The following is a 14,119-nucleotide window of genomic DNA, read 5'->3' as shown; positions in this document are numbered from 1 at the left end:
CTATCCGCGGGTACGACCGGTGGTCAGCAACATACTCACGTAACCGTCACGCAACGGCGGTCGGGGGCGTTCCTCGTGGACGTCAAGTTCGTACGCGCTCGCGGCGATACCGGCCACGACCTCGGCGCGGTCGAGTGACACGGCCGGAAAGGACCGTCGACCGACGTGGTAGCCGGCGGAGCCGAGCATGACCGCCAGGGCAAAGGGCGATCCGGGCCGCAGCGCACGCAGGAACCGGGCTATCGCCCGTTCGGCCTCCGACCGGTGGGCCGAGATGGAACACGCCACGAAGAACATCGTTCCGGCGTCCCAGGCGTGCACCGGCAGGGTGAAGACACTGGTCCGCGACACCCGGGCCACCCGCGCCAGCCGCCGCCTCGGGTCGGTCAGGGCAGCGTACGCCGGGTGCTCCGCACACACCTGCCAGTACGGATCCCACATCGGGTCGTAGGAGTCGACCTGGTGACGCAGCCAACACACATTCGATGTCGACCATTCACACAGATCGACGGTGTGGGCGAACGGCAGAAGCGACAGCGCCGGATAGAGATTCGCTCCCGACCCCACGTCGACACAGCGCGCCCCGGAAAGTTCCGCCCCGGCGAAGAAATCCCTGGTCCGGCGGAGAATCTCCCGATCATCGGCCCGCAGGTCCGCGTAGTTGTGTCGGACATATGTCTGCGGGTCGAACCCGTCCCACTGGACCTCGGCATTGACCGGTCCCGGTGCCGGAATCGGCAGGGGCGACGTCGGCGAGTCGCCACCACCAGCCGCCGGGGTCAACGCCATGACTGCGCCTCCATCAATGTCGGCGGACGACCTTCGGTAAGGTCTCGGACGCGCTCGGTGCACCGCCCTTTGTGTATCGGAAGTGCTGCCGGCCCGCAAGAGGCGCTCTTTCACCACGGTCGGCGGCTATCCGCACGGGCACGGGGTCGCGGCCGGTCCGCAAACGGGGGCTGAGGGCTGCGGGCAGGTATTGCTCTCAGCGTCCTTTCGACCTGACGGCGTTGACGAATCGCCGACGACGGCCGGCTGCGGATACCGCACGGCGGCGGTTTCCTCCGCAGCCGTCGACTCAGGTCGAGTCGGCCGGGGGCCGGCCGGGGCCCAGCGGGTCGATCACCGATCGAATCGGCCACGGCTGACCGGATACACCTGAATCGCTGATGTCATCAGCTCGAAAGGATGCGCACCCACCATCCCGCCCCCGGCCTCCGACCGAGCCCGGAGGGTGGCCGCGCCGCGCCCGGCCTGGCCCCGCCAGCGCAGGACGGCGGGTGATTCCCTATCCGAGACTGAGACCGCGGCCGACCACGTGATCACGGCCCGGAGTCGGGACGCTGCGGTCACCGGCCGGAGCACGTACGACAGCAGAAAGGCCACCTCCCGAACCCGGGAAGCGGCCTCTGACCTGCGGAACTGAGAGTGGGCGATGCTGGTATCGAACCAGCGACCTCTTCGGTGTGAACGAAGCGCTCTCCCACTGAGCTAATCGCCCTCAGCGCCGTTGACTCTACCCGATCGTGCGGCGGAGCCAAAAACCCGGGGTGCCGGTCAGGTCGTGGCGAGGTAGTGCAGCAGTTGGGCGACGAGGTCGATGCCGAGGCTGTACTTGAGCGAGAGCCAGAGCACCACGGCGACGAAGACGAGGCCGACGGAGCCGAGCAGGAACCGCACGGCCAGGGAGCGGGTGGTGGCCCACCGGGTCCAGGCGTGGACGTGGCGCCGGGTGAACCCGAGCAGCCGGCGGGCCCAGTGGAACTCGACGGCCCAGATGGCGAGGCCGGCGATGACGATCAGCCAGCCGGGACCGGGGAGCGGGATCAGGGCGATGCCGACGGTCACCACGAGCGCCCCGGCGACGGCGATGAATATCTTGAGGGCGACGCGTCCGGTGGGGTTGGCCCGGATCAGGTCGAGGGTGGTGCGTACCCGCCACCGCCAGCCGGTGGGGCGGGCGGCGAGGGCGGTCCGGCCGGATCGGCCTCCGCCACCGCGGGCGCGTCCGTTGACCGGCCGGGCCCGGCCCCGGGAGTTGCGGGGGGCGCCGGCGACTCGACCGGCACGACCGGCGTCGGAGGTCGCCCGACCGTCTCGGTCCGGTGGCTTGATCGGCACCCTGTCACCCCGCCTTTTGGCTGCTCGGGCCCCTACTTTCGGTGACTCGGCCCTACTCACCGCATCCATTGAGGAACGCTTCGCGGCCATTTCACCCCCCAGTGTCGTCCCGGCCCGTCACTTGCGCAGACCACTGGACGTTACCGGAGTAAGTCGACGACTGAACCACCCGACTTCGGACGGGCTCCCGACTGGGCAGAACCGGAAATCCTACAAGAATTCTCACATTCTCGCGGCGATTCGGACCCCCTTCCCACCACTGGGTGAAGTCAGCGTATGGCGGAGCGTAGCCAGCAGTAGCACCTGAGTATGGGAAAAGCGGGACACGCGCGTTCCGCAGCGGTGCCGGGGGGAGAACGTCCATGAGTGTCATCCGACCGACGACCGTAGAGGTCGAGACGTCGCTAAGGCTCGTCGCGCCTGACGCCACCGCCTTGCCGGTGCGTGCCAGCCTGCGTTACGACCCTGCTGACCCGTACGCGGTCCACGTCCTGTTCCACGCCGAGTCGGCCGGCGGCGAGGCGGTGAGCTGGTCGTTCGCCCGCGAACTGCTGGTCACCGGCCTCGACGAGCCGGCGGGCATCGGCGACGTGCGGGTCTGGCCCTGGGCCACCCCGCGCGGCGACTTCGTCGCGCTGGCCCTGTCGTCGCCCGACGGCAACGCCCTGTTCGAGGTCCCGCGCAGCGTGCTGGTGCGTTTCCTGCGCCGGACCTACGTCGTCGTCCCGCGCGGCCGGGAGGCCGAACACCTGGACGTCGACACGGCGGTGAACCGGCTGCTCGCCGGTCGCTGACCAGTCTGCCCCGGAGCCGCGCGGATCTGCCGAGTCCGCGCGGCTCCGGCCGTCCACCGCCCGTCGGTACGCCGGTCAGCCGTGCGTGGTGATGCCCCCGTCCACCGGGATCACCGCCCCGGTCAGGTATGCCCCGGCCCGCGACGACAGGTAGATCGCCGCGCCGGCCATGTCGTCGGGGCGGCCGATCCGGCCGAGCGGCACCTGCTGCGTGATCGCCGCCCGGGTCGCGGGGTCGTCCAGGGCGAAGGCCATCATCTTGCTCTCGAACGGGCCGGGGGCGATCGCGTTGACCGTGATCCGCTCGGCGGCGAGCTGATGGGCGAGACTGCGGGTGAGCATGTGCACGGCGGCCTTGGTGGCCGAGTACGCGTACACCTCCATCGCCGGCACCCGGAGCCCGTCGATCGAGCCGATGTTGATCACGCGGGCCGGGTCGTCGTCGGAGGCCGCCGCCCGCAGGGCCGGCAGCAGCGCGGTGGTGAGCCGGAACACCGCCTTCACGTTGACCGCCCAGAGCTTGTCGAACGCGCTGCCCGGGTACGACTCCAGCGGCGCGCCCCACGTCGCCCCCGCGTTGTTCACCAGCACGTCGAGCCGGTCGTACCGCTCGCGGACGGCGGCGGCGAGGGCGTCGGCGCCCGCGTCGTCGCCGAGGTCGGCGGGGATCGCCTCGCACCGCCCCTCGGCGGACAGTTCCTTGGCCACCGCCTCGCACACGTCGGCCTTGCGCGACGAGATGACCACCGTGGCCCCGGCCCGGACGAAGCCCCGGGCGATCATCAGCCCGATCCCCCGGGAGCCGCCGGTGACCAGGACCGTCTTGCCGTCGACCGAGAACAGATCCGTCATGAGCACCCCATCGCACGTCGCGGTCCTTACCGATCGGTAACGTAGCCCGGCCCCGGCAGCCGGACAACCCCACCGGGGTCGACCCCGGCAGCTCCCGTCCACCGCGAGCGCGACAGAGTCCCGTCGCCGGGATGCGACCTCGGCCGTCCCCGGTTACGGTCGAAGACGATGGTCCCTTCCGGTCAGCTCTCCCCGGCAACCCGTCCCGACCTGCCCCGCCCCGAGATCGACATCCTGGAGCTGGGCGACCTCGTACCCGGCACGGGCGCGCCCCGGCCGGTCCTGCTCGACGACGATCTGCTCGTCCTGGTCACCGGCGGGCACGGCCTCGTCGAGCTGGACTTCCGGGCGCTGCCTTGCCGCCCCGGCACCCTGCTGCGGGCCGCCCCCGGCCAGGTGCTGCGCTGCCCCGCGCGGCTCGACGCCGTCGTGCTCCGCTGGCACGCCGACGCGCTGCGCGGCCTGGACGTCGACCCCGACGCCGTGCCGCAGCACCACCAGCTCACCGGCCCGGACGAGGACGCCGTCATCAACGAGGTCTCCCAGCTGGTGGTGGACCACCGCCGGCACCGCGCCGACCCGGCCGCGCACGCCCTGCTCCGGCACCAGCTCGCGGTGCTGCTGATCCGGCTCGCCCTGCTGCCCGGCGTCCGCACCTCCGGCAGGACGCCCGACGACACCGACCCGCAGCGGACCGAGACGGCCACGTTCCGCCGGTTCTGCCGGGAGGTGGAGGCGGGGTACCCGTACACCAGGCGGGTGGAGGACTACGCGGCCCGGCTGGGCTGCTCGGTGCGTACCCTGACCCGGGCCTGTCTGGCGGTGACCGGGCGCAGCGCCAAGCAGGTGGTCGACGAGCGGGTCGCGCTCCAGGCCCGCCGGCTGCTCGCCGCCACCGACGAGCCGGTGGCCCGGATCGGTCGGCAGCTCGGCTTTCCCGAACCGACGAACTTCGGCCGGTTCTTCACCCGCGAGGTGGGGGTGAGTCCGGGGGCGTTCCGGGCCGCCCGGGACCGTCAGTCGTCGCGGATCGTCCGACCACGGCGACCCGCTGACCCCGCTGACCCCGACGGACGGGCATGATGGCAGGGTGCAGATCTCCGCGCGCGGCGACTATGCGGTCCGAGCGGCCCTGAGCCTGGCCACCGCCTACCCCTCCCTGCTCTCCACCCAGGCGATCGCCAGCGAGCAGGACATGCCGCGCAAGTTTCTCGAAGCGGTCCTGGCCGACCTGCGTCGGGCCGGCGTGGTCCGCGCGCAGCGCGGCGCCGAGGGGGGTTACACCCTGGCCCGGCCGCCGCGCGAGGTCACCGTCGGGGCGATCCTGCGCGCCGTCGAGGGCCCGTTGGCCGGGGTACGCGGGCTGCGCCCCGAGGAGACCCGGTACGAGGGCTCGGCGGAGAACCTCCCCCGGCTCTGGGTGGCGGTGCGTGCCGCCGTCCGGCAGGTGCTCGACGAGGTGAGTCTCGCCGAGGTGGTCAGCGGGCGGCTCCCGGCGCACGTCCGCAAGCTGACCACCCTGCCCGACGCCTGGGAGCCGCGCTGACGGTCGCGCCACCGGTCGGTACGCCGACCCGTCCCGCCGCACCCGCCCGCCGTGGTCGACACCGTCCAGCCTGGACCCGACCAGGTTTCGGTTTTCGTGAATGCGGGCATCTACCGGGCCGAGACGGCAACGACGACAGGGAACGCGAAGGGAGCGCCACGATGGGTCTGATGTTCCGTAAGCGCAAGAAGTACGGGCCGATCATCCTGAACTTCACCGAGAACGGCTTCTCGTCGTGGAGCATCAAGATCGGTCGTTGGTCGTGGAACTCCCGGGCCAAGGCGCACCGGGTCGACCTGCCGGGCCCGCTGTCCTGGAAGCAGGACAAGTCCCGGGCGTGACGCCCTTCCGCGAACGGGGTGCCGGTGGTCCACCGGTGCCCCGTTCGCCGTCTGCGTGTCCGGTCCGCCTCCGGCCAGGTTCGGCATTCGCCGGATCGGGGCGGCGAGCACGGCGCAGAATCGCCGCATGGCCAGCGACGACGGGAGCTACGCGCGGATTCGACGGCACACCCTGGCGGCCTGCTGCCTGCTGGTGGTCAGCTTCTTCCTGATCCCGTTGGAGCCCGATCCGAACGGGGTGCGGCTGACCCTGCGGGCGGTGGGCACCCTGGTGCTGATCGGGGTGGTCACCGTCCTGGTAACCCGCCAGGTGAGCCGTCAGCTCGGGGCCGGCACCCCGGTCGGTGACGACGAGGTCAAGTCGTTGAGCCGGCTGGTGGTGGCGCTGGTCGCCGGGCTGCTCGCGTTCGCGGTGGCCGACTACGTGGTGGCCGCGAGCGGGCCCGAGCAGTTCTCCGGGCTGCGTACCCGGTTGGACGCGCTCTACTTCGCCCTGGCCACCCTCACCACGATCGGCTACGGCGACGTGCACCCCGAGGGGCAGCTCGCCAAGGCTGTCGTCTGCGTGCAGATGCTGTTCAGCATCGGCGTCATCGCCACCGGGGCGTCCATCGTGGTCAAACGGTTGACCGCCCGGCCGGGGCGGGGCCGGCGCTGATCAGCACGTCCCCGCCGAGCCGCCCGTGTTCCGGGTCCCGGGTGACCGCGCCACCGTCCAGCAGTTCGGCGAGTGCGCGTCCGGCGTCCCCGGCCCGGTAGGCGGTCGCGGTCAGCGTGTGCCGGCGCAGCTCGGTCACCGTACGCGGGCCGTGGCGGGTCAGCTCGGCCAGCAGCGCGTCGCGCAGCGGACCGGTCGGCGGGTCCGCCCCCACGTCGAGCAGACCACCGGCCGGGTCCCGGTAGCGGACGGCGGCATCGACTCCGGCGGTCGCGGTCGCGGTGGCCCAGAGTGCCTCCTTGAACGCCTCCAGGCTCTTGTCCAGCCTGGTGCCGAACGCGACCAGCCGGGCCGGTGTCCCGTCGGTGGGGACCAGCTCGACCTCGGTGACCAGGGGGAACCCGGCGGCGGTCAGGGCCGGCCGCAGGGTGGGGGCGGTGGAGGTCAGCAGCACCTCGGCCGGTCGGCCGGTCGCCGTGGCGGCCAGCAGCGCCGGCTCCGGTGCCGCGCCGTCGACCAGGGTGAGCAGTGGCGCGCCGACCGCGCCGGCCGCCTTCAGCACCACCGGCAGCCGGCCGGGGTCGCCGGGCACCACGTGCACGGCCACGTCGCCGGGCAGGCCGGCCTCGACGACACCGAGCCGGGCGGGCAGTTCGGGGCCGCCGTCGGCGAGCACCAGCACGGTGAGCCGGCGGCCCCGGAGCCGGTCGGCGAAACCGGCCACCACCCGCAGGGCCGCCTCGGCGGTGCCCGGGTCACCGGCGTACGCCAGCGCGAGGGTGGCCCGCCGGGAGCGGTGCAGGGCCCCCGGCAGCCAGTGGTCGAGCTGACGGACGAGCAGTCCGCCCAGGACGGCGTCGATCGACATCCTGTCGTTCTACCGTACGGCCGTTCAGGCCGGGACGGAGATCCCCACCCCGCCCCGGGTCTGCCCGCCGTAGCGGGCCCGCTCGCGGTCGAGGTCGAGCCGGCCGATCCGCTTGCGGGCGGCGAGGGCGTCCTCGTCGAGCAGGTCGGCCGGGACGATCCAGACGATCTCGAACTCCAGCCCGTCGGGGTCGCGGCCGTAGAGGCTCTTGGTGGTGCCGTGGTCGGAGGTGCCGACCAGGGCGTCGGCGGCGGCCAGCCGCTGCGCGGTGACGGCCAGCTCGTCGAGGGTGTCCAGTTCCCAGGCCAGGTGGTAGAGGCCGACGGTGGCCCGGCCGGCCTGGGAGCGGCCGGCGGTCGCGCCGATCTCGAACAGGCCGAGGTCGTGGTCGTTGGTCGAGTCGGGGGCCTGGAGGAAGGCCGCGCCCCGGAACCCGTCCGGGGTCATCGGCACCGGGCGGAAGCCCAGCACGTCGCGGTAGAAGTCGATGCTGCGACGCAGGTCGGAGACGTAGAGCACGGCGTGGTTGAGGCGATGGATTCCCATGCCCACCACGCTAGCGCGGTTTTGTTGAGCGTTCAACTATTCCGGCTATGATGGTGGCCATGACCCGCTGGCTGGACCCCGACGAGCAGCAGACCTGGCGTGCCTTCCTGGCCGCCTCCCGGGCGCTGACCGACACCCTCGACCGCGAGCTGCAACGCGACGCCGGGATGCCGCACGCCTACTACGAGATCCTGGTGCGGCTCTCCGAGGTCCCCGACCGGCGGCTGCGGATGAGCGAACTGGCCGACCTCACCGGCTCCTCGCGCAGCCGGCTGTCGCACGCTGTGGCCCGGCTGGAGACCGCCGGCTGGGTCCGCCGCGAGGACTGCCCCACCGACCGGCGCGGGCAGGTCGCCGTACTCACCGACGCCGGCTTCGCGGCCCTCGCCGCCGCCGCGCCCGGCCATGTCGAGGGGGTACGCCGGCACCTGTTCGACGCGCTCAGCCCCGCCCAGGTCGACCAGTTGCGCCGGATCAGCGAGACGCTGGTCGCCCACCTGACCGGTTCTTGACCAAGTTGCCGACCGGCAAGGGTTGTACTAACCGTTGCCGGCCAAGCACGATGGGGCGTGTCTTCCGGCTTCGGTGAACTGACCCTCCAGGCGCAGCACCTGGTGTCCGCCGGCGACCTGGCCGGTGCCCAGCGACTGCTGGCCGACGCGCTGACCGACGCGGACCCCCGCCCCGACCACGCCTCCCCCGAGCTGGCCGAGGCCGCCGGCCTCCAGGCCCGACTGCTGGTCACCCTCGGTGAACCGCACTCCGCGCGCGGCTGGGCCGCCTTCGCGTACGCGGCGTCGAGCCGGTTGTACGGCATCTCCGACCAGCGGACGATCTCGGCGGCGGCCACACTGGCGGCGGTCCTGCACCGGGTCGGCAGCGACGCCCGCGCCGCCCGGCTCTACTCCGAGGTGATCCTGGAGCTGACCGCCCACGACGGTCCCGAGTCGCTGCGGGTGCTCGCCGCGCACGCCGACCTGGCCACCGTGGAGTACGCCCGGGGCCAGTGCTCCCAGGCCCGCGAACGTCTCCAGGACGCCTGGGAACTGCACCGCGAGGTGTACGGCGACGGCCACGCCAGCGGCATCAAGATGCTCGCCCGGCTCGGTGCCATGCAACGCGACTGCGGCCGGTTCGACGAGGCGCACGACAACCTCGCCCTCGCCCGCGAGCTGGCCCGACAGCACCTCGCCGCCGACGACCCGCTCGCCCGTCAGGTGGCGGCCCTGGCCCGCGCCGCCGCCGACCCGGACCACGTCTGCGACGACGAGCCCACCCCCGAGCGCGGTACGCCGGTGGTGCCGGCCGCCCGTACCCCGCCGCCCGCCGAGGGGCCGCCCGACCTGCCGGCCTGGTCGGCCGGCCCGGTGCCACCCGACGATCCGTACCCGCCGACGGTGCCCGGCCAGCGGATGCCCGCCGACGACACCGGCTACCCACCGGACGCCGGCCGCCCCGGCCCCGCCGACCGCTTCGGTCCACCCGACCGCTTCGATGCCCCCGACCGGTTCGGTCCACCCGACCGGTTCGGCGCGGCCGGCCCCGCGGCAGGTGGTGGATACTCCGCTCCCGCCGACAGCGGCTACGGCCCCTGGGACGGTCAGCCCGGCGGGGACGGCTACCGGGCCGGCGACGGCCCGGGCGATGCCGGCTACCGGGATGACACCGGCTACCCGGGCGGCAGCGGCTACCCGACCTCCGGTCACCCGGTCTCCGATTACCCGGCACCTGGCCACCCGGCCGGGTCGGCCTATCCGGCGGGCGCGGGTCATCCAGCCCGGCCGGGTCATCCGCCCGGGCCCGGCTATCCGCCCGAGCCGGGTTATCCAGCCGAGCCGGGTCATGTCGGCGGACCCGGCCATCCCAGTGGGTCCGGCCATTCCGGTGGGCCGGGCTATCCGGCAGGGTCGGGGCGGATCGACGACGACGGACACTGGCCGCCCGAGCCGGCCACTGCCGGAGCGCCCGGGTCCACGACCGGCGGGTGGCGGGAGGTCCCCTATGCCCCGCCGCTGTCACAGAGCCGCCGGGACGAGGAGGCGGCCGGGGTACGCCGGGTCACGCCGGCCGAGCCGCCGGTGGACCCGTCGCGGTTGCTGCCCGTGCTGGTGCCGCGCCGGCACGCCCCGCCCCCGCGCCGCCCGGGTGCCGTGCCGCTGGTGGCCGCCGGGGTCGCCGTGGTGCTGCTGGGCGCGGTCGCGGTGATCGCCGGGGTGTCCCAGGTGGGGGGCTCCGACGCGCCACCGCCCGCCGCGCCGAGCGAAGCCGCCCCGACCGCCACCACGCCGAACGCCGGCCCACCCGCCTCGCCGGGCACCCCACCGGGGCGGGTGACGTTGCGCGACCGACCCGACGGCATCACCCTGACCTGGACGTACCCGGCCGGCAGCGAGGGCCCGGTGGTGCTCTCCGCCGCCCAGGCCGGCCAGGACCCGCGCCCCTTCCAGACCCTCCCACCCGGCACCGACAACTTCGTCGTGCACGGCCTGGACCGCACCACCAACTACTGCTTCACCGTCGCCGTCGTCTGGTCCACCGACGTGGTGGCCCGAGCCAAACGCGTCTGCACCACCCGCCGCTGACCCACCCACCCCTCCCCACCCCACCCCTCCCCACCCTTCCCCACCCGACGCCCACCCCCGCCCCGCCCGTCCGCCCCCGCCCCGCCCGTGTTGATCAAGAGGTTTACGTCACCCCCAGCAAGATTCCTGACGCAAACCTCTTGATCACCGCCTCATCCACCCCGCCCGGTCGGGCGATCAAGAGGTTTGCGTCAGCCGAGGTGGGTTGGGGTGACGCAAACCTCTTGATCAACTCGGGCAGGCGGGGGCCACCGGCGCGGAGTGTGGAGGGCGGATCAGTCGGGGTCGGGGAGGACGGGTAGGTGGAGCCGGACGGTCAGGCCGGGGTGGGCGTCGTCGAGGGCGATGGTGCCGCCGCCCCGGCGTACCAGCTCGCGCACGATGGCCAGGCCGAGTCCCGCGCCGCCCGCGTCCCGGGCGCGCCCCTCGTCCAGCCGGGCGAACCGGCGGAACACCCGCTCCCGGTCCGCGACCGGGATTCCCGGCCCGTCGTCGGTCACCGTCACCAGGTGGTACGCCCCGTCGGCCGCCGGTTCGACCGCCAGCACCACCCGGGTACGCGCGTGCCGGACGGCGTTGTCGACGAGGTTCCCCAGTACCCGCCGCAGTTCGTCGGGGACACCGACGGTCCACGCCGGACCCGCCGCCGCGACGACGGTGACCTCCGACGCCACAGCCGGACCCGCCCCGACGACGGTGACCTCCGGCGACACAGCCGGACCTGCGGCGACGGGGTCGGGCCAGCGGGCGGCGACCTCGGTGAGCAGAGCGCCCAGCTCCACCGGCTCCGCCGCGCGGAGGTGGTCGGCCTGCTGTGCCGGTTGCTCGTCGAGTCGGGCGAGCAGGAGCAGGTCGTCGACGAGCCGGCCCAGCCGTTCGGTGTCGGTGAGCAGGTCGGCGGCGACGGCCGGCCAGTCGGTGCGGTCACCGAGGCGCTGGGCCACCTCCAGTTCGGTACGCATGTTCGTCAACGGGCTGCGCAGTTCGTGTGCCGCGTCGGCGAGGAACGACCGTTGTCGGGCGCGGGCCGCCGCCAACCGGTCCAGCATGTCGTTGAGGGTGACCGCCAGCCGGTGGATCTCGTCCTGGGAGGCGGGTACGGGCAGCCGGCCGGCCGCGTCCCGCCCGGTGATCTCGGCCGCCCCGCTACGCAGCGCCTCGACCGGGCGCAGGGTGGCCCCGACCACCCGCCAGGCGACCACCGCGAGCAGCCCCACCAGCAGCGGGAAGGCGACCAGCAGCACAGTACGGGCGGCCTGCGTGGCGTGCCGGACGTCCACGGTGGAGCGGCCCACCAGCACGGTCACCGGCTCCCCCGCCGACCGGGCGGGTACCGCCACGACGCGTACCGGCCCCTCCCAGCCGAGCCGTTGGCCGGGCACGACCGTGCGCTGCCGGCCGGTGCCGCTGAGCTGGTCGGGGCGGACCATCGGCACCAGCCGGTCGGCGTCGATGGAGGCGGCCCTGATCCGCCCGGCGGAGTCGACCACCTGCACCCGTAGCTGCCCGCCGGCCACCGGCAGCGGATCGGGCAGGGCGTCCTCGCCGGCCAGCCGGGCGACCGCGTCGGCGGTGCGGAACGCCTCCTCGTCGACGGTGCGTTGCAGCGTCCAGCCGAGCGCCACCAGCAGCACCACCCCGCCCAGGGCCAACCCGACCGAGAGGCCCGCCACGCCGAGCACCATCAGCCGGGCACGCAGCCCGAGCGCCGACCAGCGCAGCCGGCTCACGGGATCAGCCGGTAGCCGGCGCCCCGGACGGTCTCCAACCGGTCCCGGCCGATCTTGCGGCGCAGATAGCCGACGTACACCTCGACCGCGTTCGGGGCGGTCCGCAGGCTGGCGTCCCAGACGTGGTCGAGCAGTTCGGTCTTGGAGATCACCTCGCCGGGGCGGCGGATCAGGTACTCCAGCAGCGCGAACTCCCGGGCGGTGAGCACCACCTCGGCGTCGGCGCGGGTGACCCGCCGGCGGGCCGGGTCCAGCCGCAGGTCCCCGACGGCGAGCACGGTGGGCCGTTCCGGGGCGCCCCGGCGCAGCAGCGCCCGCAGCCGGGCCACCAGCACCACGTACGAGAAGGGTTTGGTCAGGTAGTCGTCGGCCCCGCAGTCCAGCCCGTCGGCCTGGTCGTACTCGCCGTCCTTGGCGGAGAGCATCAGCACCGGCAGCCAGTGCTCGTCGGCGCGCAGCCGGCGGACCACCTCGTAGCCGGACAGGCCGGGGAGCATCACGTCGAGGATCATCGCGTCGTATCCGCCGTGCCGGGCGGCGTCCAGCCCGGCCGGGCCGGTGCCGGCCGTGTCCACCACGAACCCCTCGGCTGTGAGGCCACGCTGCAACGCCGCCGCCAGCCGGGCCTCGTCCTCCACCACCAGCACCCGCATCATCCCAGCGTGCCACCCCGACGCGACCGACCGGGACGCCGTCCTCAGCGGGCTCACAGCAGCGAACCGGCAGGATGGTCGCAGGAGGTGCGCTCATGTCCGTACTGAAGAACCGCTCCACCCTGCGGTGGCTGGTGCCGCTGGCCGCCGCGGTCACCGTCGTCGGTGGGGGTGCCGCGATCGGCACGTTCGCCGCGAACGCCGAGCCGGCCCTGCCGCCGCGCAGCGCCGCCCAACTCCTCGTCGACCTGCAGACCGCCCGGCTGGACGGGCTCTCCGGCACGGTGGTGCAGCGGGCCGACCTCGGGCTGCCGCCGCTGGCCGGACTGGCCGGTGGGGACGCCGCGCTGCTCACCGGCACGCACACCCTGCGGGTCTGGTACTCGGGGCCGGACCGGCAGCGGGTCGCGTTGCTCGACACCCTGGGCGAGCGGGACGTCATCCGTTCCGGCCGGGACGTGTGGGCCTGGGACAGCAGGGCCAACACGGCGACGCACCGGACGCTGCCGGAGTCGACCGGGCGGGCGGCGGAGGGCGCGTTGCCGGTCACCCCGAAGGACGCCGCCGAGCGGGCGTTGGCCGCCGTCGACCCGAGCACGCTGGTGACCACCGGCCGGACGGCCACGGTCGCCGGACGGGACGCGTACGAGCTGGTGCTCACCCCGCGTGACGAGGCGTCCCTGGTGCACCAGGTGCGGATCGCCATCGACGCGACGGAGCACGTGCCGCTGCGGTTCGAGGTGCTCGCCGACGGTGCCGACCGGCCGGCGTTCGAGATGGCCTTCACCCAGGTCGACTACCGCCGGCCGGACGCCGACCAGTTCACCTTCAACCCGCCGCCCGGGGTGAAGGTGACCGAGGCGACCGGCGACCTCCCGGAGGCGGAGGCCGCAGCCGGGGCGAAGGTCGACGCGCACCGGAAGGCCGGGGCCGCAGCGAAGCCCGGGGCGGGCGACGACGCCGGTCTGCGTACCGTCGGGACGGGCTGGACCACCGTGCTGGTGACGCGGACGGACGAGGCGGACGAGGCGCGCAAGCCGGACGGCGGCGCGGCGAAGCCCGGCCCGGCCGACGGTCCCGGCGCGGCGCAGGCCCTCGACCTGCTCAACGGGTTGCCGAAGGTCAGCGGGGACTGGGGCAGCGGCCGGTTGTTCGCCGGGAAGCTGTTCAGCGTGCTGCTCACCGACGACGGGCGGGTGCTCGCCGGGTTGGTGACGCCGGAGCGGCTGTACCAGGCCGCGCGGGGCTGATCCCGCACCTCACGACCCTCCGGGGGTCCGGGCCGGCGTGAGCCGGCGCGGGCCCCCGTCGCCGTGTCCGGCGCAGGGTGCGGGCCGGGTCCGGCGTGGGGTGCAGGCTTGGTGGGGGCCGCCGCAGGCGGTATCTTGAACAGTTCCCGAAATGCAAAAAGGAATGACTCAAGAGCCA

Annotated in this window: 15 protein-coding genes and 1 tRNA gene; 8 read left to right on the top strand and 8 right to left on the bottom strand. The window is 73.8% G+C overall.

Annotated elements, in window-relative coordinates; translation table 11 throughout:
• The 3 genes from H1A17_RS00255 to H1A17_RS35385 form a co-directional block, all read right to left on the bottom strand.
• The gene (locus tag H1A17_RS00255) at nt 1-789 is read right to left on the bottom strand and encodes an SCO2525 family SAM-dependent methyltransferase (protein WP_194820705.1); all 789 of its coding nucleotides are present in this window, start codon (nt 787-789) and stop codon (nt 1-3) included.
• Between the two features lie 640 nt (nt 790-1,429).
• Nucleotides 1,430-1,501: transfer RNA gene (locus H1A17_RS00250), tRNA-Val, on the bottom strand.
• A gap of 56 nt (nt 1,502-1,557) precedes the next feature.
• Nucleotides 1,558-2,190, bottom strand: coding sequence for a TIGR02611 family protein (locus tag H1A17_RS35385; RefSeq protein WP_370517023.1), 633 nt, complete (start codon nt 2,188-2,190; stop codon nt 1,558-1,560).
• Between the two features lie 293 nt (nt 2,191-2,483).
• Between H1A17_RS35385 and H1A17_RS00240 the strand changes: the two genes are divergently transcribed.
• The gene (locus H1A17_RS00240) at nt 2,484-2,915 is read left to right on the top strand and encodes an SsgA family sporulation/cell division regulator (protein ID WP_007457244.1); all 432 of its coding nucleotides are present in this window, start codon (nt 2,484-2,486) and stop codon (nt 2,913-2,915) included.
• Between the two features lie 75 nt (nt 2,916-2,990).
• Here the strand turns inward: H1A17_RS00240 and H1A17_RS00235 are convergent, their stop codons facing one another.
• Nucleotides 2,991-3,767 carry a glucose 1-dehydrogenase gene (locus H1A17_RS00235; protein ID WP_145918626.1) on the bottom strand — a complete coding sequence of 259 codons (777 nt, stop codon included), beginning with the start codon at nt 3,765-3,767 and terminating at the stop codon, nt 2,991-2,993.
• 168 nt (nt 3,768-3,935) lie between these two features.
• Between H1A17_RS00235 and H1A17_RS00230 the strand changes: the two genes are divergently transcribed.
• From H1A17_RS00230 to H1A17_RS00215, 4 genes are all read left to right on the top strand, one after another.
• Nucleotides 3,936-4,850 (top strand): AraC family transcriptional regulator, encoded by a 915-nt coding sequence (locus H1A17_RS00230; RefSeq protein ID WP_145918625.1) that lies wholly within the window; start codon nt 3,936-3,938, stop codon nt 4,848-4,850.
• Nucleotides 4,851-4,857: 7 nt separating this feature from the next.
• The gene (locus H1A17_RS00225; RefSeq protein ID WP_088642227.1) at nt 4,858-5,313 is read left to right on the top strand and encodes an Rrf2 family transcriptional regulator; all 456 of its coding nucleotides are present in this window, start codon (nt 4,858-4,860) and stop codon (nt 5,311-5,313) included.
• Between the two features lie 161 nt (nt 5,314-5,474).
• Entirely contained in the window at nt 5,475-5,654 is a 180-nt protein-coding gene (locus H1A17_RS00220; protein ID WP_007075522.1) for a DUF4236 domain-containing protein, read from the top strand.
• A gap of 127 nt (nt 5,655-5,781) precedes the next feature.
• Entirely contained in the window at nt 5,782-6,312 is a 531-nt protein-coding gene (locus tag H1A17_RS00215; protein WP_145918624.1) for a potassium channel family protein, read from the top strand.
• Here H1A17_RS00215 and H1A17_RS00210 read toward each other — a convergent pair.
• Entirely contained in the window at nt 6,272-7,180 is a 909-nt protein-coding gene (locus tag H1A17_RS00210) for a hypothetical protein (protein ID WP_194820704.1), read from the bottom strand. The genes H1A17_RS00215 and H1A17_RS00210 overlap by 41 nt on opposite strands.
• A gap of 24 nt (nt 7,181-7,204) precedes the next feature.
• Entirely contained in the window at nt 7,205-7,726 is a 522-nt protein-coding gene (locus H1A17_RS00205; RefSeq protein WP_145918622.1) for a VOC family protein, read from the bottom strand.
• Nucleotides 7,727-7,776: 50 nt separating this feature from the next.
• Between H1A17_RS00205 and H1A17_RS00200 the strand changes: the two genes are divergently transcribed.
• On the top strand, nt 7,777-8,238 hold the full coding sequence (locus tag H1A17_RS00200) for a MarR family winged helix-turn-helix transcriptional regulator (protein ID WP_145922655.1): 462 nt from the start codon (nt 7,777-7,779) through the stop codon (nt 8,236-8,238).
• 57 nt (nt 8,239-8,295) lie between these two features.
• The gene (locus tag H1A17_RS00195) at nt 8,296-10,308 is read left to right on the top strand and encodes a tetratricopeptide repeat protein (protein ID WP_194820703.1); all 2,013 of its coding nucleotides are present in this window, start codon (nt 8,296-8,298) and stop codon (nt 10,306-10,308) included.
• A 275-nt stretch (nt 10,309-10,583) separates the two neighbouring features.
• Here H1A17_RS00195 and H1A17_RS00190 read toward each other — a convergent pair whose 3' ends face one another.
• Nucleotides 10,584-11,993 (bottom strand): HAMP domain-containing sensor histidine kinase, encoded by a 1,410-nt coding sequence (locus H1A17_RS00190; protein ID WP_194820729.1) that lies wholly within the window; start codon nt 11,991-11,993, stop codon nt 10,584-10,586.
• A 41-nt stretch (nt 11,994-12,034) separates the two neighbouring features.
• Nucleotides 12,035-12,691, bottom strand: coding sequence for a response regulator transcription factor (locus H1A17_RS00185; protein ID WP_145922653.1), 657 nt, complete (start codon nt 12,689-12,691; stop codon nt 12,035-12,037).
• 95 nt (nt 12,692-12,786) lie between these two features.
• Between H1A17_RS00185 and H1A17_RS00180 the strand changes: the two genes are divergently transcribed.
• Nucleotides 12,787-13,941 (top strand): sigma-E factor regulatory protein RseB domain-containing protein, encoded by a 1,155-nt coding sequence (locus tag H1A17_RS00180; RefSeq protein ID WP_194820702.1) that lies wholly within the window; start codon nt 12,787-12,789, stop codon nt 13,939-13,941.
• The last annotated feature ends 178 nt before the right edge of the window (nt 13,942-14,119 follow it).

This window comes from Micromonospora sp. S-DT3-3-22, from assembly GCF_015354745.1.
Lineage (GTDB): Bacteria > Actinomycetota > Actinomycetes > Mycobacteriales > Micromonosporaceae > Micromonospora > Micromonospora wenchangensis.
The sequence above is the reverse complement of the archived record's forward strand: the minus strand, read 5'-3'. Positions and strand labels throughout refer to the sequence as shown.

Bases quoted from the DNA above. Each gene is read 5' to 3' on its own strand.
- H1A17_RS00255 (WP_194820705.1), bottom strand. From the start codon at position 789: ATGGCGTTGACCCCGGCGGCTGGTGGTGGCGACTCGCCGACGTCGCCC.
- H1A17_RS35385 (WP_370517023.1), bottom strand. From the start codon at position 2,190: ATGGATGCGGTGAGTAGGGCCGAGTCACCGAAAGTAGGGGCCCGAGCA.
- H1A17_RS00240 (WP_007457244.1), top strand. From the start codon at position 2,484: ATGAGTGTCATCCGACCGACGACCGTAGAGGTCGAGACGTCGCTAAGG.
- H1A17_RS00235 (WP_145918626.1), bottom strand. From the start codon at position 3,767: ATGACGGATCTGTTCTCGGTCGACGGCAAGACGGTCCTGGTCACCGGC.
- H1A17_RS00230 (WP_145918625.1), top strand. From the start codon at position 3,936: ATGGTCCCTTCCGGTCAGCTCTCCCCGGCAACCCGTCCCGACCTGCCC.
- H1A17_RS00220 (WP_007075522.1), top strand. From the start codon at position 5,475: ATGGGTCTGATGTTCCGTAAGCGCAAGAAGTACGGGCCGATCATCCTG.
- H1A17_RS00215 (WP_145918624.1), top strand. From the start codon at position 5,782: ATGGCCAGCGACGACGGGAGCTACGCGCGGATTCGACGGCACACCCTG.
- H1A17_RS00210 (WP_194820704.1), bottom strand. From the start codon at position 7,180: ATGTCGATCGACGCCGTCCTGGGCGGACTGCTCGTCCGTCAGCTCGAC.
- H1A17_RS00205 (WP_145918622.1), bottom strand. From the start codon at position 7,726: ATGGGAATCCATCGCCTCAACCACGCCGTGCTCTACGTCTCCGACCTG.
- H1A17_RS00200 (WP_145922655.1), top strand. From the start codon at position 7,777: ATGGTGGCCATGACCCGCTGGCTGGACCCCGACGAGCAGCAGACCTGG.
- H1A17_RS00190 (WP_194820729.1), bottom strand. From the start codon at position 11,993: ATGGTGCTCGGCGTGGCGGGCCTCTCGGTCGGGTTGGCCCTGGGCGGG.
- H1A17_RS00185 (WP_145922653.1), bottom strand. From the start codon at position 12,691: ATGCGGGTGCTGGTGGTGGAGGACGAGGCCCGGCTGGCGGCGGCGTTG.
- H1A17_RS00180 (WP_194820702.1), top strand. From the start codon at position 12,787: ATGTCCGTACTGAAGAACCGCTCCACCCTGCGGTGGCTGGTGCCGCTG.